General features: G+C 51.2%; 23 protein-coding genes. 10 read left to right on the top strand and 13 right to left on the bottom strand.

The features are described 5' to 3' along the window. The first annotated feature begins 15 nt into the window (after positions 1-15). Positions 16-777, top strand: coding sequence for an MBL fold metallo-hydrolase (locus AC55FS_RS08900; protein ID WP_496935729.1), 762 nt, complete (start codon positions 16-18; stop codon positions 775-777). Between the two features lie 5 nt (positions 778-782). Further along, positions 783-1478 (top strand): class I SAM-dependent methyltransferase, encoded by a 696-nt coding sequence (locus tag AC55FS_RS08895; RefSeq protein WP_496935728.1) that lies wholly within the window; start codon positions 783-785, stop codon positions 1476-1478. 185 nt (positions 1479-1663) lie between these two features. Here the strand turns inward: AC55FS_RS08895 and AC55FS_RS08890 are convergent, their stop codons facing one another. Next, on the bottom strand, positions 1664-3424 hold the full coding sequence (locus AC55FS_RS08890; RefSeq protein ID WP_496935727.1) for an alkaline phosphatase D family protein: 1761 nt from the start codon (positions 3422-3424) through the stop codon (positions 1664-1666). Between the two features lie 335 nt (positions 3425-3759). On the opposite strand from AC55FS_RS08890, the gene AC55FS_RS08885 reads away from it, so the two are divergent. After that, positions 3760-5691, top strand: a complete 1932-nt coding sequence (locus AC55FS_RS08885) for a VacB/RNase II family 3'-5' exoribonuclease (protein ID WP_496935726.1) — start codon at positions 3760-3762, stop codon at positions 5689-5691. Between the two features lie 149 nt (positions 5692-5840). On the opposite strand, the gene AC55FS_RS08880 is transcribed toward AC55FS_RS08885, so the two are convergent. Continuing rightward, positions 5841-6296, bottom strand: coding sequence for a hypothetical protein (locus AC55FS_RS08880; protein ID WP_496935725.1), 456 nt, complete (start codon positions 6294-6296; stop codon positions 5841-5843). A 333-nt stretch (positions 6297-6629) separates the two neighbouring features. On the opposite strand from AC55FS_RS08880, the gene AC55FS_RS08875 reads away from it, so the two are divergent. The 3 genes from AC55FS_RS08875 to AC55FS_RS08865 all read left to right on the top strand — a co-directional run bounded on the left by AC55FS_RS08875 (position 6630) and on the right by AC55FS_RS08865 (position 10547). Next, a complete protein-coding gene (locus tag AC55FS_RS08875) occupies positions 6630-6863 on the top strand; it encodes a FeoA family protein (protein ID WP_496935724.1) in 234 nt (77 codons plus the stop codon). Between the two features lie 41 nt (positions 6864-6904). Next, on the top strand, positions 6905-9163 hold the full coding sequence (gene feoB, locus AC55FS_RS08870; RefSeq protein WP_496935723.1) for a Fe(2+) transporter permease subunit FeoB: 2259 nt from the start codon (positions 6905-6907) through the stop codon (positions 9161-9163). Between the two features lie 118 nt (positions 9164-9281). Next, positions 9282-10547, top strand: coding sequence for an inorganic phosphate transporter (locus AC55FS_RS08865; protein ID WP_496935722.1), 1266 nt, complete (start codon positions 9282-9284; stop codon positions 10545-10547). An 88-nt stretch (positions 10548-10635) separates the two neighbouring features. On the opposite strand, the gene AC55FS_RS08860 is transcribed toward AC55FS_RS08865, so the two are convergent. Continuing rightward, the gene (locus AC55FS_RS08860) at positions 10636-11253 is read right to left on the bottom strand and encodes a flavin reductase family protein (protein ID WP_496935721.1); all 618 of its coding nucleotides are present in this window, start codon (positions 11251-11253) and stop codon (positions 10636-10638) included. A gap of 69 nt (positions 11254-11322) precedes the next feature. Between AC55FS_RS08860 and AC55FS_RS08855 the strand changes: the two genes are divergently transcribed. From AC55FS_RS08855 to AC55FS_RS08845, 3 genes are all read left to right on the top strand, one after another. Next, the gene (locus tag AC55FS_RS08855; RefSeq protein ID WP_496935720.1) at positions 11323-12261 is read left to right on the top strand and encodes a bile acid:sodium symporter family protein; all 939 of its coding nucleotides are present in this window, start codon (positions 11323-11325) and stop codon (positions 12259-12261) included. Between the two features lie 244 nt (positions 12262-12505). After that, complete coding sequence (locus AC55FS_RS08850; protein ID WP_496935719.1) at positions 12506-12715, top strand: cold-shock protein; 210 nt, start codon at positions 12506-12508, stop codon at positions 12713-12715. A 93-nt stretch (positions 12716-12808) separates the two neighbouring features. Beyond that, positions 12809-13135 (top strand): DUF1289 domain-containing protein, encoded by a 327-nt coding sequence (locus tag AC55FS_RS08845; protein ID WP_496935718.1) that lies wholly within the window; start codon positions 12809-12811, stop codon positions 13133-13135. Here AC55FS_RS08845 and AC55FS_RS08840 read toward each other — a convergent pair. Beyond that, on the bottom strand, positions 13107-13340 hold the full coding sequence (locus AC55FS_RS08840) for a hypothetical protein (RefSeq protein ID WP_496935717.1): 234 nt from the start codon (positions 13338-13340) through the stop codon (positions 13107-13109). The two genes, AC55FS_RS08845 and AC55FS_RS08840, sit on opposite strands and share 29 nt — an antisense overlap. 248 nt (positions 13341-13588) lie before the next feature. Here AC55FS_RS08840 and AC55FS_RS08835 point away from each other — a divergent pair, with 248 nt between their 5' ends. After that, a complete protein-coding gene (locus AC55FS_RS08835; protein WP_496935716.1) occupies positions 13589-14416 on the top strand; it encodes an HDOD domain-containing protein in 828 nt (275 codons plus the stop codon). On the opposite strand, the gene AC55FS_RS08830 is transcribed toward AC55FS_RS08835, so the two are convergent. From AC55FS_RS08830 to AC55FS_RS08790, 9 genes are all read right to left on the bottom strand, one after another. Next, on the bottom strand, positions 14362-15357 hold the full coding sequence (locus AC55FS_RS08830) for an alpha-L-glutamate ligase-like protein (RefSeq protein WP_496935715.1): 996 nt from the start codon (positions 15355-15357) through the stop codon (positions 14362-14364). The genes AC55FS_RS08835 and AC55FS_RS08830 overlap by 55 nt on opposite strands. Beyond that, entirely contained in the window at positions 15357-16868 is a 1512-nt protein-coding gene (locus AC55FS_RS08825) for an inactive transglutaminase family protein (protein ID WP_496935714.1), read from the bottom strand. Before AC55FS_RS08825 ends, AC55FS_RS08830 begins: the two co-directional genes overlap by 1 nt. Next, positions 16865-17659 carry an ATP-dependent zinc protease family protein gene (locus tag AC55FS_RS08820; protein WP_496935713.1) on the bottom strand — a complete coding sequence of 265 codons (795 nt, stop codon included), beginning with the start codon at positions 17657-17659 and terminating at the stop codon, positions 16865-16867. The genes AC55FS_RS08825 and AC55FS_RS08820 overlap by 4 nt, the downstream gene beginning before the upstream one ends. A gap of 192 nt (positions 17660-17851) precedes the next feature. Beyond that, the gene (bfr, locus tag AC55FS_RS08815) at positions 17852-18322 is read right to left on the bottom strand and encodes a bacterioferritin (protein WP_496935712.1); all 471 of its coding nucleotides are present in this window, start codon (positions 18320-18322) and stop codon (positions 17852-17854) included. Between the two features lie 3 nt (positions 18323-18325). Then, the gene (gene bfr / locus AC55FS_RS08810; protein ID WP_496935711.1) at positions 18326-18796 is read right to left on the bottom strand and encodes a bacterioferritin; all 471 of its coding nucleotides are present in this window, start codon (positions 18794-18796) and stop codon (positions 18326-18328) included. Positions 18797-18952: 156 nt separating this feature from the next. Next, positions 18953-19432: a DUF2947 domain-containing protein gene (locus AC55FS_RS08805; protein ID WP_496935710.1), complete on the bottom strand. Its 480-nt coding sequence runs from the start codon at positions 19430-19432 to the stop codon at positions 18953-18955. Positions 19433-19450: 18 nt separating this feature from the next. After that, positions 19451-20758, bottom strand: coding sequence for a sensor domain-containing diguanylate cyclase (locus AC55FS_RS08800; protein ID WP_496935709.1), 1308 nt, complete (start codon positions 20756-20758; stop codon positions 19451-19453). Continuing rightward, a complete protein-coding gene (gene thrC / locus AC55FS_RS08795; RefSeq protein ID WP_496935961.1) occupies positions 20755-22155 on the bottom strand; it encodes a threonine synthase in 1401 nt (466 codons plus the stop codon). Before thrC ends, AC55FS_RS08800 begins: the two co-directional genes overlap by 4 nt. Positions 22156-22223: 68 nt before the next feature. Next, positions 22224-22724 (bottom strand): DUF3087 family protein, encoded by a 501-nt coding sequence (locus AC55FS_RS08790; RefSeq protein ID WP_496935708.1) that lies wholly within the window; start codon positions 22722-22724, stop codon positions 22224-22226. Positions 22725-22774: the final 50 nt, after the last annotated feature.

Here is a 22774-nt window from a genome sequence, read left to right as displayed (position 1 = left end):
GTGATGGCAAGCATTATGACAGAAGTCACCCGCACAGATTCCTGCAATCCGCTGAATTTATTTTTCCACGGCACCGGCAGCGGCGGACATTTAGCCCTTGGCAGTGCCGCCGCAACGATCGAGCGTAATGGCCAACCCTTACTGCTGATTGATTGCGGCCCCGGCACACTAGCGTCCTTTGTGCAGCGTTACCAACAACTGCCAGCGGCTATCTTTATGACTCATGCTCATATGGATCATATCGCCGATCTGGAGATTTTGACGGTCAGAGCCAGGCTGGCAAACCTGCCGCCCATTCCGATGTTTGTGCCACTCAATATTATCGCCACGTTGCATCAAAGGCTGGCCACCTACCCCGGCAGCATGGCGGAAGGAAATCATAATTTCTGGCAGTCGTTTCAATTATTACCCGTCAGCGATCACTTTATCTGGCAACAGCTGCACTGGCAGGTGTATCCCACACGCCACCATGCGCCAGGCTCCAGTTACGCTTTACACCTTCCTGGCGTGTTGTTTTATAGCGGTGATACTAGGCCCATTCCGGAGTTAATCGCACACCATGTGCAAGGTAGTGAGCCAATCTTTCACGATTGTGGACTGCAGGCCAATCCGTCTCATACTGGTCTGGATGACTTAGCGCGAGAATACCCAGAAGCCGTACGCCAGCGCTTGGTGCTCTATCACTATGCCGATCAATCGGCTGGTGATGCACTGACGCAAGCGGGCTATCGTGTCGCCCGGCCAGGCGACTGTTTTACCTTGGGCTCCCACGGATGAGCACGATGGAAACACTCAACCAACACCTGCAGCCCATGTTAACGGATGCCAGGGTCACAGCGCAGACACTGCCAAACTGCCAAAATCTCAAGTTATGGCTGCTTGACCCTGTGCCACTGCAGCGGCCATTTAGTGCCCAAGAAGTAAACACCATTGAGCAGTTCCCCGCTTACTGGGGGTTTTGCTGGGCCAGCGGCTTAGCTCTGGCACAGCTATTGCTGAAACAGCCACAGTTAGTGGCAGGCAAGCGCCTATTGGATTTTGGTGCCGGCTCCGGCGTGGTTGGCATTGCCTGTCTGATGGCGGGCGCCAAAGAGGTGATTTTTTGCGATATCGATGAGCAAGCATTGGATGCTTGCCGGGCCAATATTGACCTCAACGGTTGGCCCAATAATAACTGGCGTACCTTAGGGGAACTCACTGACGATCCCGTTGATGGCTTGGATATGCTGATTGCCGCCGATGTATTATACGACCGAGCCAATTTACCCTTATTGTCGTTATTTCGACGCCATAGCGAGCAAGTATTAATTGCCGACTCGCGTGTTAAACAGTTTGATTTTCCACCCTATCAAACCATCGGTTCAGCACCCTCCTGCACTCTGCCCGACCTGGATGAGTCACAAGAATTTCGCCAGGTTCGCTTTTATGGAACTGGGCTTAATCTTCATCAACTGTCGCCAGTATCAATAACGCCATAACCAGTATCAATAACACCATAAAAAGTGCAGATATATCTGCGAGCAATAAAGTGCCGACAGCTCTGTGAGTAAAAAAGTGCCGACAGCTCTATGAGTAGAAAAGTGCCGACACCTCGGTGAGAAATAAATTACGGACAGCTCTGTGAGCAATAAAAAGCCGGGCATTGCCCGGCTTTTATCTCTTATTAACTCAAACGTCGCTGGCCTTTGCCTGGATAGGTGGTCAGCGTCTTCGCCGTGGTGGCAACAAACTCCTTACTGGCGATGGTGTCAACAAACACCCAATCGCAACTGGCTTTTTGCTGAGTAAATTGCACCCGCATAAACCCACGAGATTTCGCATTAAGGAATTTCAGATCATCAACCAGTGCCGTCACCGCGCCTTCAAACCCGGCTTGCAGTTGTGCGTTGTCACCAAAACCGACATAGGTTTCAAATCCTGGTGAGGTCACTGATGCCGTTGCAAATTCAACCCCTACCGCCCCTTGCTGGCGCTGCACCACACCACTATCGTCAGCTACGTACAGTTCACTGGCCCAAGCGTTATGCGTATCACCGGCCAACACCACCAGGTTTTTATCCAACAATTGCGCTCGGCGTAGAATTTCTTCGCGAGCAGGGAAATAACCATCCCAGGCATCCAAATTGTAAGGTGCAACACTGGTCAGTCGGGCATTACTAGGGTCTGTCGCTTTTAATGTAGCCAACTCACCCAATAGCTGCGCTACCTCGGCTTGCTTGGCACTGGCGTCAACACCGGCTTCTAACATCGCTTGTATTGCACCCAGGCCCGACAGTAATTCGATTGGGATCATGATGCGACCCATCAGCACCTGCTGGCCCAATACCTGCCAGGTGGCTGTTGAATCAATCATGTCGCCCACTAATTGCTGCTGTTGCTCAGCGCCTAATAAGGTACGACTGCTGTCGGCCAGCGCGGCACTGAAACCGGCAATATCAATATTGCCTTCCGCATCGGCAAAATCTCCATATGCCAACGGCTTATCACGTGCCAGCATACGGGTATCACACATATGTAAACTGAGCAGATTGCCAAAATCGAAACTGCGATAAATCTTGCCGCGATCGGCCCCGGTGCGAATGGGTAACCATTCATGATAAGCCTGATGGGCGGCATCACGGCGAGCCGTAAAGTCGCCTTCACCGTCGTTATGATTTTGCGCGCCGTCTTTGTAAGTGTCGTTGGCCAGTTCGTGATCATCCCAAACGCAAATAAACGGCTTTTGCTGATGCACGGCTTGCACATCGACATCGGCGCGATATTGCGCATATCGAGCGCGATACTGCTCAAGACTCAGGATCTCATTAACCGGCTCTGGCGTACGGCCTTGTGCATCTGGGCTTGGGTACTCATTAGAACCATATTCATAGATGTAATCACCTAAGTGTACGACCACATCGGCATCGCTGTCGGCCATCGCCTTATAGACATTAAAAAAACCAGCCGGGTAATTGGCACAGGAACACACCGCCAAGGTGACACGATCAACCGCACCAGAAGGCAAGGTCTTAGTATGCCCAACCGGTGATGCCGCATTGTCTTTGCCGGCAAACTGGTAATAGTAGGTTGTACCTGGCTGCAAACCGGTGACATCCACTTTTACAGTGAAGTCTCGCTCCGCATCTGTGTATTCTTTGCCCGAGGCCACCACATCAGTCATGGCTTCATCGCGCGCCACCACCCAGGCTACTTCCGCTTCAGTACCATCGCTGTTATCAGGAGTAACCCGAGTCCAGATAATCACAGCGTCTGCCAGCGGATCGCCGGAAGCCACACCATGGCCAAAAACGAACACAGTCAGATCACGATCATCGTCGTCGTCACCAAAGCAGCCGGTCAGCGCCGCTGGAACAGATACGGCACTGGCACCTAAGGCAACGGATTTAAGAAAGCTACGGCGACTCACGCCAGACGGTTGCGTCATAAAAGACCCCTTATTGTAGTAAGAATCGTCCGACCTAATGCCATCGAGCTAAGGTCGGCTAGTTATTATGCAATCAGATTTATATGAAGGTTAGGGCATTTGAGCCCGACTTTTTGTGTATCTTTTTGTTACCTTCCGCTCCACCATACAAGCTCATGCGCCCCCCGCAAACCAGTAAAACTGGGCGATCTCCTACCTGTGTATCAAGTCTAAAACGCTAAGATTTCAGGCTTGAAACGCCTTAGCCACTACGCAACTCAGATGCGAGGTGCTGGCTCAGTTGCGGCAGATCCAGTACACTTGCGCCTCATTTTTTCGCCATGGTTCCCCTGCGGATGCTTGATCAAAACGCCCTTTCTCAGCTGAAATCCCTGAAACAAGAATTGCACGACAGCACACCACGCTTTCAGGGGCGGGTACGCGCCACCAGTGGGCGTTTTGGCTTTGTTAATACCGACGACGGTCAACAGTTTTTTATCCCACCCGATGAGATGGATAAAGTTCTGCCCGGCGATGTGATTGAATTTCGCGTTGAAACCAGCAGCGAAGGCAAGCAGCAAGCAGCAATAGAAAAGCTGATCGACAGTGAGCTGGACGACTTTTTTGGCCGCTACATTGTGCGCGGTAAAGGCCACTTTATTGAGCCTGACCATGGCAGTTTAAATCGCTGGATTTTTGTGCCGCCAGCCAAACGACAAAACTGCGAAGATGGCGATCTGGTCTACGCCCGCATGAGCCAGCACCCGTATCCTAAAGGGCGCGCCCAAGCCAATGTTGAAAAACGCATTGGGCCTGCGCAGGGCAAAGGCGTCGAGCACAGTTATATCCAACAAAAGTTCAATCTAGCCACAGACTTCAGTGACGCTGTGTTGAATGAAGTTAACGCCCTCAGTGAGCAAGGTCTGGATGACGTGCTGGCAAATCGTGAAGATTTCACCCATTTGCCTTTTGTTACCATAGATTCTGCTGGCACACGCGACCTCGACGATGCCCTGTACGCCGAAGCGCACAGCCATGGTTGGACACTGTGGGTAGCCATTGCCGATCCAGCCGCCTTGATTCAGCCAGGTAGCGAGCTCGACCGCAGCGCCCAACAGCGTGCGACCTCGGCCTATTTCCCGCAGCAAGTATTGCCTATGTTGCCCGCCGAACTGTCGGAGCAGCTGTGCTCACTGAATGAAGACGTTGAGCGTGCCGCGCTAGTGGTTGAGCTGCGTATCGCCGACAGCGGTGCCATCGAAAATACTCACTTATATCAGGGCCGTATCCGTAGTCGCGCCAAATTGGCCTACCCGCAGGTAGCCCAACTGATTGCCGGTGAAGATAACGACATCAGTGCCGAACTGCACGGACACTTACTGCATTTACACTCTTGTGCCCAGGCGCTGGCCCTGTTCCGTCAGCAGCACTGCCTAGTGATGGAAGAGCGTCCGGACTACAAGTTGCTGCTGGATGATGAAGGTCAGGTGCGCGATATCGTTAAGATCGAGCGCAGCGATGCCCACCGCTTGGTGGAAGAATGCATGTTGGCCAGCAACCGCTCAATCGCTGACTGGTTGGCGGAAAAGCAATACGGCATCTACATCAACCACGCCGGCATCCGCACCGAACGCCTTGGTGAAGTCACCAGCCTGTTACGTGAGCAGCTGCAATTAGAACAAAAGCCAGAGCTGCAGCACCTTGATCAATACGTTCAGCAGTTGCAAGCGGCTGCACAGTATGACGGTGAACTGCCACTGCGCATGATCATCAGCCGCCAATTGGAACGCAGCAGCCTGACCACTACCGACGCTCCGCACTTTGGCCTGGGCTTTCAGCGCTACACCACTGCCACCTCGCCGCTGCGTAAATACAATGACCTCTTGGTTCACCGTATTATTGGCGCCCTCCTGCATCAGCAAGCGGTGCAAGTGCCAGAGCAGCAGCAGCTGGAGCAAATACAGCAGTTGCAAAGCAACGCACGTATCGCCTCACAGCAAACCGAGCACTGGTTAAAGCTGCAATGGCTAGCACAACAGCCGGCGGATGCACTGTACGATGCCACTCTGGTGCATATGAATGCATCGAACTTTACCGTTCGTCTTGAAGATACCGGCATTGAAGGCACCATTGATCGCCGTAAGCAGCGCAAAGAATGGACCTTCGACACCAAAACCTTAAGCCATTACAAGGGTGAGCAGCGTTATATTCTTGGCCAGTCGATCAAGGTACGCATTCAACAGCTCGACAGTGATAAGCGCCAAGTGCAGTTCGCTTTAGCGGGCTAACACGGCAAACCGGCTTCGGTGTCCGAAGCCGCTGACGCCTTTGACTGGGTAACACGGATAGGGCATTGAATGGTTAATAGTTACCGAGCCGTTCTCAAGTGACAAAAAAGGAGCCGACTGGCTCCTTTTTTAAATTCATCGACTTTATATCAGTCAACTTTCCACGTTTTTACGGTAGCAAAGCCGTATTCGTCAATCCAATGATCAAGAATCTTTGGATTACGCTTAATCTTTTCCACCTTCTCATGGGTGGCTGGATTACGGTAGGTACCGACTGCCAACTTAGGTTTAGGCAAGCTGCTTTGCTTAACCACGGTCTTACGACCGGCAGTCTTTTCAAAGTGTTTTTTCAGATTGGTATATATAGATGAAGGCGCTTCCTGACCGGCCATACCAACAATCCACTTTTCAATCGCCGCAGAACGGGCAACAAACAGCTCATCTTCAGTCAGGCTGTTCTGGTTGCACAGGCGTTTAACAATGGTATCGAACTCCTTAATACCTTCGAGCTTCTTTTCCTGCTCTTTTTTCAGCTCTTGTAACTCTTCTATCTTTTGCTGATGCAGCTGAATCTTTTTATCGATATCCTCGGAGAATACGCTCACGGTTTACCTCAAATATAACCAATAGAAATGATCGCCATAACATACGGCGCACAAAAGCCCGCTTACGCAAAACGCAAACAGGTAATAAATATCAACGGATTCCAGAATCACCTGACAACGGTGACCCGTATTCGACGGTAGAGTATCAAACAAACATTAATATAATTCAATATTCAATATTGGCTTCAATCACAGCGGCAGACCAGATTCAACCTTTCTTCGCATTCGTTGACGCTACAACTTGATTTGGAACAGGCCGTCCCTAAAACCCGCTTGATGGTGGTAGTGCTAAAGATTACCATTCCCATCCTTTTCATCACAGAGATTGAGCTAATGATCACTCTCGCACACCTGAATGTCGGCCAACGCGCCCGAATTGACGGATTTATCGCCGATATCAGCGCGTTTCAGCGTAAGCTACTGGCCCTTGGCCTGGTGCCTGGAGCAGAAATAGAGCTGCGACGCATTGCCCCCTTGGGCGATCCCATGCAATTTCAGTTAACTGGCGGCTCTATTAGTCTGCGCCAGCAAGAAGCACAACAGATACACATCAGTTTGCTGCCCTAACAGCCAACCGTAATCGCCTGCCTACTGTTATCGAGGTTTCTATGTCTAAGGCTGTTGTTGGCCTGATCGGCAATCCCAATTGTGGTAAATCCACACTTTTTAATGCCTTAACCGGCGCTCGCCAGGTGGTCGGCAACTGGCCCGGAGTCACGGTTGAGCGCAAAAGCGGCGAATTACGCTGCCAGCAATGGCAGTGTCAGCTGGTCGACTTGCCCGGCACCTACTCATTAGATGCCAGTGACGAAGAAACCCCGGCCGATGAGCTAATTGCCAGGCAATTTTTATTAGCCCAAGAAGCCGACCTAATCATCAATATCATTGATGGCAATAATCTGCAGCGCCACTTATACCTGACCACTCAATTGCTGGAAATGGGCATTCAGTTGATTTGTGTCGTCAACATGCTGGACGTCGCCGCACGGCACGGTAAACGCATTGACTGCCAGGCACTGTCGCAGCAATTAGGTGTCACGGTGGTGCCCATGATCGCTGCCAGCGGAGAAGGTATTGACGCACTACAGCTAGCGATTGCTAACCAGCTCGATATTGGCCAACACGCCAAACCGATTATTCATACGGATAAAACACTGGAGCAGGCGCTTTGCCAAATTGAGAAACAAGTGCCGCAAACGTCACGCTTTATGGCCACCCACTGGCTGCAACATCCGGCTAATGCACCGCAGGCAATACAAGCATCCGTGACTCGTATCAGAGAGCAACTAACGCTGCCACAAGCCCTGGATACACATTTGGCCAGCCAGCGTTATCACACCATCAAACAGCTCGCTATCCCCGTTGAGCACCAAGCGTCTTACGACACGACCTTAACGGAGCGCATCGACCGCTGGGTATTACACCGTTGGTTAGGCATTCCCATCTTTTTGTTGGTGATGTACGGCATGTTCACCTTCGCCATTAATATTGGCGGCGCTTTTATCGACTTTTTTGATATTGCCGCAGCGACGATATTTGTCGATGGCACACGTGCATTATTAGACAGCAGCGGATCGCCCGCTTGGCTCACGACCCTGTTGGCCGACGGCTTAGGTGGCGGCATTCAGCTAGTGGCCACCTTTATTCCCGTCATTGCCGGCTTATATTTATTTTTGTCTGCCATTGAAGATTCCGGTTATATGTCTCGAGCGGCATTTGTTATGGACCGGCTGATGCGCAGCGTCGGCTTACCAGGAAAATCCTTTGTTCCGCTGATTGTCGGCTTTGGCTGTAACGTTCCAGCAGTCATGGCGGCCCGTACATTAGACACTCATAAAGACAGACTGCTAACCATCGCCATGGCACCTTTTATGTCATGCGGAGCCCGATTGTCGGTATATGCCATGTTTGCTGCAGTATTTTTCCATCAGCAAGGTGCCAGCGCGGTCTTTGCCCTCTATGTGCTCGGCATTATCATGGCCATTGTTACTGGCCTGGCGTTAAAAAAGACGCTGTTTCGCAGCGAGCTAACGCCCTTTGTTATGGAATTGCCCGCCTATCACATGCCCACCGTACGCGGCGTGTTATGGAAAACCTGGCAAAAACTGCAAGCTTTTTGCACCCGAGCAGGCAAAACCATTTTGCTGGTCGTTACCCTACTGAGCTTTATTAACTCCATTGGCACCGATGGCTCTTTCGGCAATCAAAATCGTGACGATTCAGCATTGTCTGCTGCCGCCCAGTGGATGACGCCGGTGTTTGCCCCTATGGGCGTAGAGCAAGACAACTGGCAGGCCACCGTTGGCATTGTCACTGGCTTATTTGCCAAAGAAGCGGTGGTTGGCACACTAGACGCTTTATACTCGCCTGCCGACTCAGACCAGCAACCGTTTGATTTGCTGGCTGGCCTACAACAAGCGCTGGCTACTATCCCTGAAAACCTGGCCGCAGCCGCCGATGGATGGCTCGACCCACTAGGCCTGTCGTTAGTCGGCGCCGATCAACAAGACGAGCAAGGTGTACAGGCCGCGACTTTTGAACGCATGGCCAATGCCTTTGGCAGTCCTGCGGCCGCCTTTGCGTATTTGGTGTTTGTGCTGCTCTACACCCCTTGCGTCGCCACTTTAGGGGCCATGGTGAGAGAGGCCGGTCTGCGTTGGATGCTATTTGTTGCCGCTTGGAGCACCGGGCTAGCCTACTGCAGTGCTGTGGTGTGTTACCAACTGGCGCAACTATTTAGCCATCCATTAACAGCCGTCGGCTGGATTATTGGCTGTTTTGCACTGCTCGGCTTGTGCTTGTGGCAGATGCGCCAATACGGCAATAAACGCGACCGCCAGCTGATTCCACTGACACCTATTTCCTGAGCTTTTGGCTGGCCAAATCATTGGCCAGCATAGACAGTCATAATCCGTGCTCATAGCGGCTATGATCTGGCGATTCGCTGGGGTAGAATGCGCGCGCTTAAAATCCGAGGACTAGACGATGGAATTAATCGCTGACCAGGGCACCTTGTTTGTCATCCTGGCCTGCATTTTTGGAGCATTCATGGCTTGGGGTATTGGTGCAAACGATGTTGCCAATGCCATGGGCACGTCAGTAGGCTCCAAAGCAATCACCATTAAGCAAGCTGTGTTGATTGCCATTGTATTCGAATTTGCTGGTGCATTTTTTGCCGGCGGTGAAGTAACAGCCACCATCCGCAAAGGCATCATTGATTCTGACGTCGTCAGCGCCAATCCTGACCTGCTGGTGTTTGGCATGCTGTCTTCCCTACTCGCGGCAGGCACCTGGTTATTAATCGCCTCCATGCGTGGCTGGCCGGTTTCGACTACCCACTCTATTGTGGGCGCCATTGTGGGCTTTGCCGCCGTTGGCATTTCCATGGAAGCGGTCAAATGGGGCAAGGTCGGCAACATTGTTGCCAGCTGGATTGTGTCACCCTTGGTGGCTGGCAGCATTTCGTTTGTATTGTACAAATCGGTTCAGCACTGGATTCACGACAGTGACAATCCATTTGCACAATCCAAGCGTCTAGTGCCTTTCTATATTTTGTTGGTGGGCTTTGTTATCGCCATGGTCACCCTGACCAAAGGCTTGAAGCACCTAGGCCTCGATATCACCTTTATGCAAGCGCTGGGCTACTCCTTTATCGCAGGCCTAATCATCATGGCCATTGGGGCGTTTTTTGTACGCCGCGTGCATGCCGACTCAGAAGTTTCGGAGGCCGCTCATCTCGCCAACGTGGAAAAAGTGTTCGCCATTTTAATGGTATTTACTGCCTGCGCTATGGCCTTCGCACACGGCTCTAACGACGTTGCCAATGCCATTGGTCCCGTCGCTGCTATTTACACCGTAGTCGCCAACGGTGGCGAAGTGGTCGCTAAATCTGTGGTGCCTATTTGGATCCTGTTGGTCGGCGCCGTCGGTATTGTGATCGGCTTAATGACCTTTGGTCATCGGGTAATCGCTACTGTCGGCACCGGCATCACTGAACTTACCCCTAGCCGTGGCTTTGCCGCCACCCTGGCCTCGGCCACCACGGTGGTCGTAGCCTCTGGCACCGGCCTGCCGGTGTCGACGACTCAGGTACTGGTCGGTGCAGTATTGGGGGTTGGCCTGGCAATGGGAGCTGGTGCTCTAAATCACCGCAAGATTGGATCTATCTTTATTTCTTGGTTGGTGACCTTGCCGGCTGGCGCCTTGCTTGCCATCATTTTCTTCTTAATCTTCAAGTGGATCTGGCTGTAAGGCCAATCTACCTCGGCCTGGGCTTTTAGATCGATTAGCTCAGGCCGACATCTTCTTGATCTTCAAGCGGATCTGGCTGTCAGCCGATCTACTCAGGCCTGACCTTTGAGATCAGCTCGCCTAGGCCAGCATAAAAACTTCCTCCCAGCCTGGATACCGGATCGAGCAACTGAGCATCGACCATAGTCCTTGGCGGCTCTCCCGTTACCAGCTCATCACGACAATACAGACGCTCAATCTGCAAAAACACAATATTCTGCTGCCCTGGCCCCAAACAAATTTGCTGCTGCCAGTGACATAAAAAGGCCACCGGTGCCTTGGCTATTCGTGGCAGTGGCGAGCCTGGCCAATCGATCAACTGCAGATCTTGTAGCTCAGGCTGATTCAGCTCACTGACCCCAGTTGGCAAACTAGCGGCACTTTGATTTAAGGCATCCAGCTGCTGCAAACTTGCAATATGCACTACTGCCTTATCGCGTCGCAGATTGGCGCAGGTATCTTTCACCTGGCCATCCGCTTTGTGGCCAATGGATACCATTAGTGTCGGCGGCTCAGAACATACCGGAGCAAAAAAAGAAAACGGCGCCAGATTTAGCTCACCATTGTCATGGCGACTCAATATCCACGCCACCGGCCTTGGTACAACGGTTTGTGTAAGCCAATGATATCTTTGATTAGGGCTGAGCTGATCCAATTCGATGTCCATAACACCTCTAATGGCATTTGCGGTGATGCCAGACTGTCGGTATAACGCCTGACTGTTCTTGGAGAATCTATGTTATCAGTCAGCCGTCTATTCCCTCTATTAGCCATCGTCATCAGCTTTATGGCCTGGGCCTTTCCGCAGCCCCTGATCAGCTGGAAGGACAGCATAGTGCCATTACTGATGCTGGTCATGTTCTGCATGGGGCTGACACTGCGCTGGCAAGACTTTCGCCGTGTCTGGCGTAAACCTCAGCCGCTACTGCTCGGCGTTGCTTTGCAGTTTACTCTTATGCCGTTGTTTGCTTGGGGTTTGAGCGAGGCGCTGCAATTACCACCCGATCTGGCGTTAGGCCTGATACTGGTCGGTGCCTGCGCCGGTGGTACAGCCTCTAATGTAATTACCTTTCTGGCGCGAGGCGACGTAGCGCTGTCAGTGGGCATGACGGTCACGTCCACCTTATGCGGCATCCTATTAACACCGTATCTTGTGTGGCTGTATGCAGGAAGCGATATCCAAGTCTCCCCTTCTGCCATGATCACCACGTTACTGCAGATCGTGTTACTGCCGTTGCTGGCCGGCGTCCTTTGTTATCGTTACCTGCCAGCCATGAGTCGCGCTCTACAACCTCAGTTAGCTAACATTGCCAGTGCGGTCATTCTATTTATTATTGCCATCATTGTGGCTCTCAATTCAGCTCAGCTGACGACAGTGGGCTTAACCACAGTATTGGCCGTGGCTCTGCACAACCTGCTTGGCCTCGCTTGCGCTTATGGTATTGCTCGCTTAGCCGGCCAGACTGAGGTTGCGGCTCGCACAATTGCAATTGAGGTGGGCATGCAAAACTCGGGATTGGGGGTTGCCTTGGCCATGAAATATTATGGTCCACTCACCGCCTTACCTGGCGCACTGTTCAGCATCTGGCACAATCTTAGCGGCAGCGCCCTTGCAAGCCTTTGGCAATGGCAAACTCGTAAAAAAATTGCAACACAAGTCAGGCAGTCTCACTAACGGCTACGCCAAATATTGAGATTGTGTGCAAAAGCCGCTTGGTATGCTCAGGGAAGTGGGCTACTATGACCTTGCCGGTAACCCCGGTGGTATTGACGAGTGCTCCATATTTGAACGATATGCTTGATACTGGTCGATGATAGAAAGGCATAGTTGCGACACCAGGCAATCACAAGACCCCAGTATCGACAGCGTATGCCAAAGTAATACCCGCCAATTTAGGCACAACTGTTAGGAAAAACGCATGGCAGATTTAGTTCAAGGCACCGTCAAATGGTTCAACGATGAAAAAGGCTTCGGCTTCATCGCTCAAGAATCCGGTAAAGACGTATTCGTTCACTTCAGTGCAATCAACGGCAACGGCCGTCGTTCACTGGTTGAAGGCCAAACCGTGACCATGGAAGTGGTTCAAGGTCAAAAAGGCCCTCAAGCGGAAAACGTGACTCCGGTCTAATTTTCCGAACCCAGCAGCTTCTGCTGCTGGGTTTCTTGCGTCCCCTACAGCCCGATGGTTAACTACTAAACATCTCAACCGGACAGCGTTGTTATGTTGGATCAGGGCGAACTTTTCAGTATTCCCAATCCTTGTCGTGGCATTTGCCAGGCCAATAATCGTGGCTATTGCAAAGGCTGCCTACGCAGTCGCGAAGAACGTTTCCATTGGCACGAACTTACCCCCCACCAACAGCAAATCATTATCAATTTGTGCGAAAAACGCCGCCGCAAAATACTGCAAGCCAAATATCGCAGTGATGACACTGCTCCCCCCGAACCAGCCCCTACTCAGCAAGAGCTGTTCCCACCAGAGCCGGAGCCCACTGCAGGTGAGCTCGATGGACGTCCGACTAACGGCACTCAGCAATCGCTGTTTTGAAGCTTGGATAGTGTTTGCTCAGCTGCCTGACTGGGCCGGTATTCAGCACCCAGCCCTGAGCCTGTAACTGAGCAAAAATAGCCTGCAAATCAAGCGGTCCAGTGCCAGGTTCAGCACGCCCTGGGCAATCGGCAAATTGAACATACCCAACCCGGCCAATATGCTCATCGAGCCAAGCATGAGTATTTTCCTGCATCATCGCCATATGATAACAGTCAACTGAGGTCTCTAATCTTCAGCCTCGAACATCATGGCCATAGTGTCTTGCTGAGCACTACTGCCCCTGCGCATCCAACCAATGACACTGCTGTGTTTGCAGTTGCACATGCACTTCTCCACTCAATAATTGAGCCGATAATATCAGAGCTTTTTCGCAACTCAGGCCGACAAAGCGCGGCGCGCAAGTGGTTATTGCCTATGCTGATGAGATGAACACCTCACAAGGAACCCACCATGAGCTTGTCGGATATTTTTGCCCAGAGCACTCAGCTGCCTCACATAGCCAAAGTGGTGCAAGAGCTGATTGACAGCATGAACGATGAAAATGCAGATATGGATCAGCTAAGCAAAAAAGTGGCCATGGACCCAGCCCTCACCGCCAAAGTCTTACGATTAGCCAATTCAGCTCACTATGGACTGTCACGTGACGTTTCTAGCGCCCATGATGCCGTTACCCTGTTAGGGTTCAGCACACTTCGCACCATGGTACTGGCGTCTGGCATGACTTCCGCTTTTAATGCGCCGGCGGGCTTTGATCAAACAAAATTCTGGCGAGATGCATTTGCCGTTGCAGCCATTTCTCATTGGTTGGCCGGATTCACGCCCGATGGCGATAAAGAAACCGCCTTTACCTGTGGCATGCTACATAGCATTGGTGAGTTACTGCTTCATAGCACCATGCCCGAAGCCGCACACAGCATTGACCAATCAGTAAAACTCGGTGGTACTCGACATTTATTAGAGCAGGTACAGCTGGGCTTTACTTCAGCCGAAGCCGGCGCCGAGCTGGCGCGACGCTGGAATTTTCCCACCGCCATACAAGAAGCAATTGCCGGACAAAATAATCCCGAACTAGAACTGCCTTTTAGTAATCTTGCCGGACTTTTGTATCTGGCACGCTACTTACGTAGCTGCCAGAGCGACCACGAGCGAGAAGATGACATTATCGAGGGATTTCCAAGCCATACTGCCCATCAGCTGGGTTTGGACGAGCAGCAGCTGTTTGATCAACTAGGCTCATTAAATGAACTATCATCAGGCTTGGAAGGACTATTAGATTGAGTATACAGCTGCTGCGCTGTTGCAACGCGCTGTGCCGGGTCCCAACGCAGCGCCTGCTGACGGCGCTGCTCCGCTGCTTTTAAACGCGGTAATAAACCAGTTTGATTGGCCACTTGAATTGCCAGCCCAGGACGAGCATTTAATTCCAGCAATAAAGGCCCACGATGCTCGTCGATCACCAAATCCACGCCCAGATAACCAAGCCCTGTCATGTCGTAACACGTGGCAGCAAAGGTCAATAAATCAGTCCAACCAGGGATAAATAATTGCTTAAGAGAACGGCCAGTATCTGGATGCTCGCTGACCGGGTTGCCATGCTGAACGGCACTGATGGCTTGCCCCGTTGCCATATCCAGGCCAACGCCAATCGCACCTTGGTGCAGATTGGCTTTGCCGTCCGATTCCCGCGTCGGTAAGCGAGTCATCGCCATCACCGGAAAACCACAGCAAACAATGACGCGAATATCCGGCAAGCCTTCATAAGCAAATGCTTGCAGCGACGTTTCTGCCACCACCCTCTGCTCAATAATGGCGCTATCAGGGCTACCACCCAAACTGTGCAGACCTGACAAAGTATTGGACAAGTGACGGCGTAAGTCGTCCAGCGTTAAAACGGCGCCACTGGCTTTAATGTAGCGACCCGGCTCACTGTGATCGATAACGACAATGCCTTTTCCGCCACTGCCCTTCGCCGGTTTAATGACAAAGCCTTCGCCCTCCGGCACACAATGATGCCATTCGTACACATCATGCTGTCGTTCAACCTGATGCAATAATTTCGGCGTTGGAATATTAAAGCGCTCAGCCAGCTGCTTGGTTTTTAGCTTGTTATCCACCAATGGAAACAAAGCACGATCATTGTATCGGCCAATGTAGTGACGGTTGCGGCCATTCATTCCAAGAATGCCGTTGGCTTTAATTTTGCGCCAGCGGTCAAACATCAACGCCCAAACTCCCGAAAGCGATGTAGTTCAAGCAAACGATAACCACCATAAGAACCTATCATCAGCACTAGGGCCAACACCACAAATTGCAAACCAAGGAAGTTAAAGGTCAGATGCTGAATCCAAGGATGGCTCATCGCAAGATACGCCAACACAGCAGTGAGCAGACTCCCACCTCCTTGAATAACCACTTCACGAGCACCTTCTTCTTCCCACAAGATAGACATGCGTTCAATGGTCCAGGATAAAATAATCATGGGGAATAAGGTGATTTTTAGACCTTCTGTCAGGCCAAATTTATAGGCCAATACGCTGAATAATCCGACAATAGCAATCACCGACACTATCACTGCTGTTATTCGGGCGACCAATAATAAATTCAGGCTAGATAGGTAGCTGCGCACCATCAGACCGGCACCCACCACCAAAATAAAGCCCACCAAACCCGTCAACAACGATGTTTGCATAAATGCCAGAGCGATCAGTACTGGCATAAAGGTTCCAGACGTTCGAAGACCCACAAGAATTCGCAAAAAACACACAATTAATGCACCAATGGGCAGTAGCAGAATCGTTTTAAAAACGGCTTGTTCTTCAATCGGTAGTGCGTGAATAGAAAAGTTAAATAAATCATATTGGCCCGACAGCTGCTCGGACAAGGCACCGTAGGCCGACTCCTGCTGTCGAATCATGGAAAAGCGAATACTGGAATGACGCGCTCCCATCACGTCCACCACTGGCTGACCGCCAGGATTCCAAATCAGTAGCTGCTCAGGTGCCAGAGTAGGCAGTTCATGCCCCGGCACAGGGAACAATTCGCTACCATCGCCTTGCCACACCTTAACAATGGGCAACAGCCCCTGATTACGGCGCCCATCTTCCAACGGCAAGGCATACACGACAGCGGCGGGAATATTCGCTTGCTGCAGCATATCGGCCAATAACTGAGGAATCTGCTGACCGTATTTATCTTTTAACAGCGCCACATGCTGTAGCGGCTGTGGCGCAGCAAACAGCTTAAACAACTCTCTGGCATAGCTAAAATGATCGGCCGATGTTTTTTGCGCACGCGCCATCACGTCACGAATCGCACTGGCGTAGGGTGCCGGCCACTGACGTTGGCGTAACTCAGGCGCAGGTTGTGGCTCGACGTCCTGTCCCGGGCTGACCAGTATCTCACTGCGATAAAATAGCGTTTGCGGCCCACTAGCCTGACGCACCGTCCACACCGCCCTGGCGTGGGGCTGCTCAACAAAATTGAGGCCATAACCGGGCGAAGCTCCCGTTTCCTGCAACGGCACTAATGCTGATTGCAAGGTCGGCCTGGCCATTTCCACTCGAACCGGTTGACCATCGGCGACAAAGTCAATGCGCGCCTCCACCAGCCACAGCGTTTGGCTTTCGCCAGGCAATAAAGGCACGTCGTATTGCACATGGCGGTGCAGAATTAAGCCCGAACCCAGTAAAAACAGCAGCACCACCAATACAAACGGGCCACGAGCCGTCATGGCGCAGACTCCTCAGAGGTTTCATCATCTTTGACTAGATTGGCTTTCGGGTGGATATGCTCACGGGCGACATCGATCAAAGCGACATCACGCAGAAACTCTCGCCCCAGCAACAGTGGGAAATCCATATCGCGGCGATCCGTTAGGGTAAATTCGGCGTCCTGTCGCAGCACTTTGCCCAACGACACCGTCAGAGTCACCACCGCCCTGCGATCCAGGTCATCACTGGACGCCTGACGGATACGCACATAGCGCTTAATCGGCGACTCCATTTCAACCTTTCCACCTATGTCTTCGTGATTAACGGTAAAGCGCACCCAACGCTTACCATTACGCTCAAACGGTGTGATATGCGTGGCACTAAGAGATGACGTGGCGGCACCGCTATCGATACGAGCAGGCAAATATTTTTGCAGTGCCGGCAGGTACAACCACTCAACAGAGCCAACAATGACTTTATCTATCTGGCTGTCATCATCCACAACCGGTGGTAAGCAGCTAACATCTGTAGCCGTCAATTCAGGCGAAGATGGAACTGCCGTCGCCGGCTCAGGTGACGTACTGACTGGCTCATGAGCAAGCCGCTGCACCGTCTGGTTCAATTCTCCCAGCGATTGCTGCACGCCCTGGCATGCCTCCAGCCATTGCTGCGACATCAGCTGCAACTGTTGTTGCTGCTGTGACTGCAAGGCATCATTCAGTGTTTGAGGGGTTAGTTGGCGATGTTCTGCCGACGGCCAATAGGCACAGCCACTCAGCATCATCAGTGCCAGCCAGCAAACTCTGAACATGTATTCTTTCTCCACCACAAAAAACCGCTGCGCATTTAACCACAGATTGCACTGTCATCAGAGGGCAGAAAGCGACGCCCACCGACTTCAGGCTGCAGAGCATGGCATAAAAGCGGGGTTCGATGGGTAGAGAAAGGAAAAGTTCAGAACAATGAGGACGCGGCGCCCAAAGCATAGGGCGCCGAGCAAACATCAGCCCATCTGCGACTGCAGGTAGTTCGGCAGACCAATCTTAGTAATCAGCCCCAGCTGCTGCTCCAGCCAGTGGGTGTGGTCGTTTTCGGTATCATCCAACAGCACTTGCAGCATATCTCGTGTCTGATAGTCACGAACCTGCTCACATAGCGCCATAACGTCACGCAAATCAACAATCACCTTATATTCCAGGTCAAGGTCACTTTGTAACATGGCCGGAACATCCTTACCGATATTCAACGGCACTCGGGTGACCATATCAGGGGTTCCACCTAAGAATAAAATACGCTCGATCAGTTTAGCGGCATGACCCTTTTCGTCTTCAAACTCGTGGTCAATACGTTCGTAGAGCTTGGTCAGGCCCCAATCTTCATACATGCGTGAATGAATAAAGTACTGATCCATCGCACTCAATTCACCAGCCAGCAGCTCATTCAGCTTTTCAATAACTTGCGGATCACCTTTCATACCTTACTCCTGCATCATGGACTGCTGATAATTTTGAATACCGATATCGGCGATAAGCTGCAACTGCGTTTCCAGCCAATCCAGATATTCTTCTTCATATTCAAGAATATCTCGCAACAGCTCACGACTAACAAAGTCCTTGACGCTTTCGCAGTAAGCAATTGCCTCGCGCATCACGTCCAACTGCTCTACGATTTGCTCTTGATCGCAGCCCAGCATTTCTGCCGTCGCCTCACCGATACGCAAACGATTCAGTTTTTGTAAATTGGGCAGACCTTCGAGAAAAAGAATACGTTCGATTAAGGCATCCGCCTGCTTCATATCTTTGATCGATTTTTTGTATTCTTTTTCATTCAGTTCTTCCAAGCCCCAGTTTTTGAACATACGGGCATGAAGAAAGTATTGATTAATTGAGGTCAGCTCGATACTGAGCACCTGATTCAGGTACTCGATCACCTTGCTATCACCTTGCATAAGAGTCACTCCATTCAGCAATAGATGGGAGTGTATGCCGTGAAGCGCGCAGACGCCAATAGTTTAATAATATTGGCACTCTACGCATATTTTTAAGAAATATTAAAATAAAAACCAATCGTATTTATATCTGCATGCAATAGTTATTTGCACTGATCATTTAGGTTTTATACCTAATTGATATTGGCCGTCACTAAAAAACTGCACCACCTCTTGGCGACGCTTGGCAATCAATAGAGGACCATCATCAAAAAATAGAAAGTTCTTCCAGTGCTGCTTAAAGATACGCCAGTTGGTTTCCACCACATGGTGTACATCGTAACAAAAGAAAACGACGGTATTATCCTGCCAATCACAATGTTCGGCGATCTCCTGCGGCAGCTGCACATCGTCACTTTCCCATGGCTCTTGCCAAGCAAAGCGTTCAGATTGCCAAACGCCATTGCGCGCCGGCCAATCATCGCTAAGAAAGTGACTGGCATGGGAAGCTTCTAGGCTAATCTGCTGGCGCCACACCTGTGCGGCACTTTCGGCAGCCAAAGGGCGTATCTGCTGACGCTGATCATCAGGTATAGGAAGCTCGCGGTGACGAAAAATCCAACCCTGACGGTATTCTTGCCAATCTTGATACTGCATAGCGCCCTTCTATTGTGACTACTCAGAGATAACGATGCGATCGCGCCCCTGCGCTTTCGCTCTGTATAAGGCCTGGTCAGCCTTATGAATCAACTCGGTAATGGTACCAGAATCCGACTGCAACGCCGTTAAACCAATACTGATAGTGACGCTTTCAACGTCTCCCGGCCACAAACAATCATGCAACTGCTGCCGCAACTGTTGGCACAAATGATGACCATCCAACAACGCAGTGTGGGGCATCAGCAACAGGAACTCTTCCCCTCCCCAACGCATTAACACGTCCGTACGCCGCAATCGAGTCGATAACTGCTGCGCCACTTGCCGTAGCACTTGATCTCCCATCTGATGGCCACAGCCGTCATTTATGCGTTTGAAAAAATCGATATCTATCAGTGCAACGGCCAATGAAAACTGATGACGCTGGGCCAACTGCAATTGTTGCTCAAATTGCTGATAACCAGCACGACGATTCAAAAGGCCGGTCAAATCATCCAGACCGGCAAGCTCTCGCAACCTGTGCTCCAGCTGCTTTTGCTCATCGATATTGTGCACCATACCGACCATTCGATAAGGACGACCCTGCTCATCATACTGACAAATACGACCGCGATCGCGAACCCAAATATATCGCCCGGCACGATTGGCAAGACGATACTCAGCGGCGTAAGCCTCTGTTTTGCCCTCAATATGCGACTGAATAGCAGCCATCACAGCAGCAAAGTCATCAACATGGATGTTGTTTTTCCAGCTATCCAAATGGGGCTTTAGGTCATATGGGCCATAGCCCAGCATGCGCTTTAACTGCGGGCTAAAAAATACTTCATTGGTGATGATGTTCCAGTCCCACATGCCATCGAATGCTTCATTCAAAGCATAGTTTAGCAACGGCTCACAACCGCCCAACTGCCTTTGTACGACATCGCGCTGGGCAATTCTACGGGCCTGCAACAGCACATAACTCTGCTCACCCCAGAGCAACTGGCGAAATAGGATTTCAACACTAAATTCACCACCATCGCTGCCAATATGATGGCCGCAAAAGGTGTAATCTGACTGAGCAGCGATGCTATTGACCATGCACTGCCAGTGCGGCACGTCGTCTACTTCTTTTAACAGCTGAACGATGCTGAGCTGACGCAGCTGCGATAGATCCAGCTTCAGTTGTAGCAAGCCGACGGTATTTGCCAACAGCAACTGGCCACTGACAGGATCAACGAGATAGACCGCATCTGCTAACAGATCAAAGCTGGTAAAGGCGTGCAGCGCTTCGGCGGGGAGTTTTAAAAGCGCCTCGTGAGAGGCGCTGAAAGATAAGTCAATCAAGCAAATACGGTATCCGCAATGTGCTGCTGCACAGTGCCCAGCTCAGCTGGAAGTACCGTGAGACGCTCCTTGCGAGTCAGCAGATCTGACAAATGATGGGGCAGCGCTGGGGTCGGGAAGCCTGCTTGTTGAATAGCCTGTTCAAATTTCACCGGGTGGGCAGTGCCCAGCGTGATCATGGGCAAGTGAGCATGACGACGGGTGCGACGTGCAGCTTCCACGCCGATGGCCGTATGCGGATCCAATAGATAACCGCTTTCGGCAAACACCGCTTGTATAGTGGCAATGGTGGTCTCTTCGTCAACGGCATGACTATCGAACAGCTCTCGTGCCCGAGCCAATCGATCAACATCCAGCTCAACCGCTTGCTCGCGCTGGTTCATTTGCTCCATCAGCTGTGCCAGCGCAGCGCCGTCGTGGTCATACAAATCAAACAACAGGCGCTCAAAGTTACTGGAGACAGCAATATCCATCGATGGAGTGATAGTGTGCAGCAGCGGTTTAACCTGATACAGGTTGCTGCTCATTAAGCGATGCAGCACATCGTTACTGTTGGTTGCGATCACCAGCTGCTCTATCGGCAAGCCCATTTTACGTGCCATGTAGCCAGCAAAAATGTCACCAAAGTTGCCGGTAGGTACTGAGAAGGCCATTGAACGCAGTGGCCCTCCCAAGTTCAGACTGGCGTAAAAATAGTAAACAATCTGCGCCATGATGCGTGCCCAGTTGATGCTATTCACCGCCACCAGTTTGCGCTCGCCGCGCAAGAACTGCTGATCACGGAAACTGGCTTTGACCATATCCTGAGCTTGGTCAAAGTTACCTTCAATGGCGATGTTATGAATATTATCGCCCTGAACTGTAGTCATTTGCCGACGCTGAACATCCGATACCTTACCATGAGGATGCAAGATAAAGATATCAACGTTGTTGCAAGCCTTAGTGCCTTCGATGGCAGCGGAGCCGGTATCACCAGACGTGGCACCCATAATCACCACCTTCTCGTTGCGCTTTTCCAGCACATAATCGAGCAGGCGTCCCAGCAGCTGCAGGGCAAAATCTTTAAATGCTAACGTTGGGCCATGGAACAACTCTAATACATATTCGTTGTGATCCAGCTGCTGCAGAGGGGCAATGGCTTTGTGACCAAAACTGGAATACGCCTCGTCAATCATGCCCTTCAACGCGGCGGCATCGATACACCCTTCAACAAAAGGATAAATCACCTTGTGCGCCAGCTCGGTGTATGGCAGATCACGCCACGACTCAATCTCTTCCAGACTGAAGTGTGGAACCGCTTTAGGAACATAAAGGCCGCCATCACTGGCCAAGCCAGTCAGCAATACCTCTTCAAAGCTCAACTCAGGAGCGCTACCACGGGTAGAAACGTACTTCATCATGACGCTAGTTGCTCTGCCAGAAACTCGGGGGCTAGGTATTCTACATAACTTGACCAAAGCACGCACTAGAGCTTGGCCAGCAGCCCTGAATGATAATCATCCACACTGATGGATAAGCCCAGCCGTTCTATTTGCTGATCGAGTTGAACCATTTGTTCCTGCAGCTCATCCAGAGTCAGGGTGTTATTTTCCAGTTGGTATAAAAAGAAAGAGCCATGCAAGCTGTAGTAGCGAATGCAAATTGCGTCCGGATCATCTTTGGCCAATGCCGCTTCTAACTTGCGACTGGCACGATAAATACGGTTAAACTCGCCCTTTAAAGTCAGCACGTAACGGATATCTTCCATCCAGGGCCGATGCCGAACTGAGTAAACCACGCCTGACACCAACAATAGAGCCGTCATTACCGCAGCGGCATTAAGCCATAAACCCTCCACATCCGCCCACAGCAGGTGGTACAACTCAGACAAGCCTAAGCTCAATACAAATAAAGCTATCACTAGCGTCCACTGCAAACGCGATACGGTGCGCAGATAGCTAGCCTGGTCTATTGCTTTAAAGCCCATACAACTCACAATCTATATTCAAACGGGCTTGCATTATACCGAGTTGCCCT

The organism is Bacterioplanes sp. CLAM21 (assembly GCF_059641015.1).
Note: the sequence above shows the minus strand (reverse complement) of the source record. Positions and strands in the feature narration are given on the sequence as shown.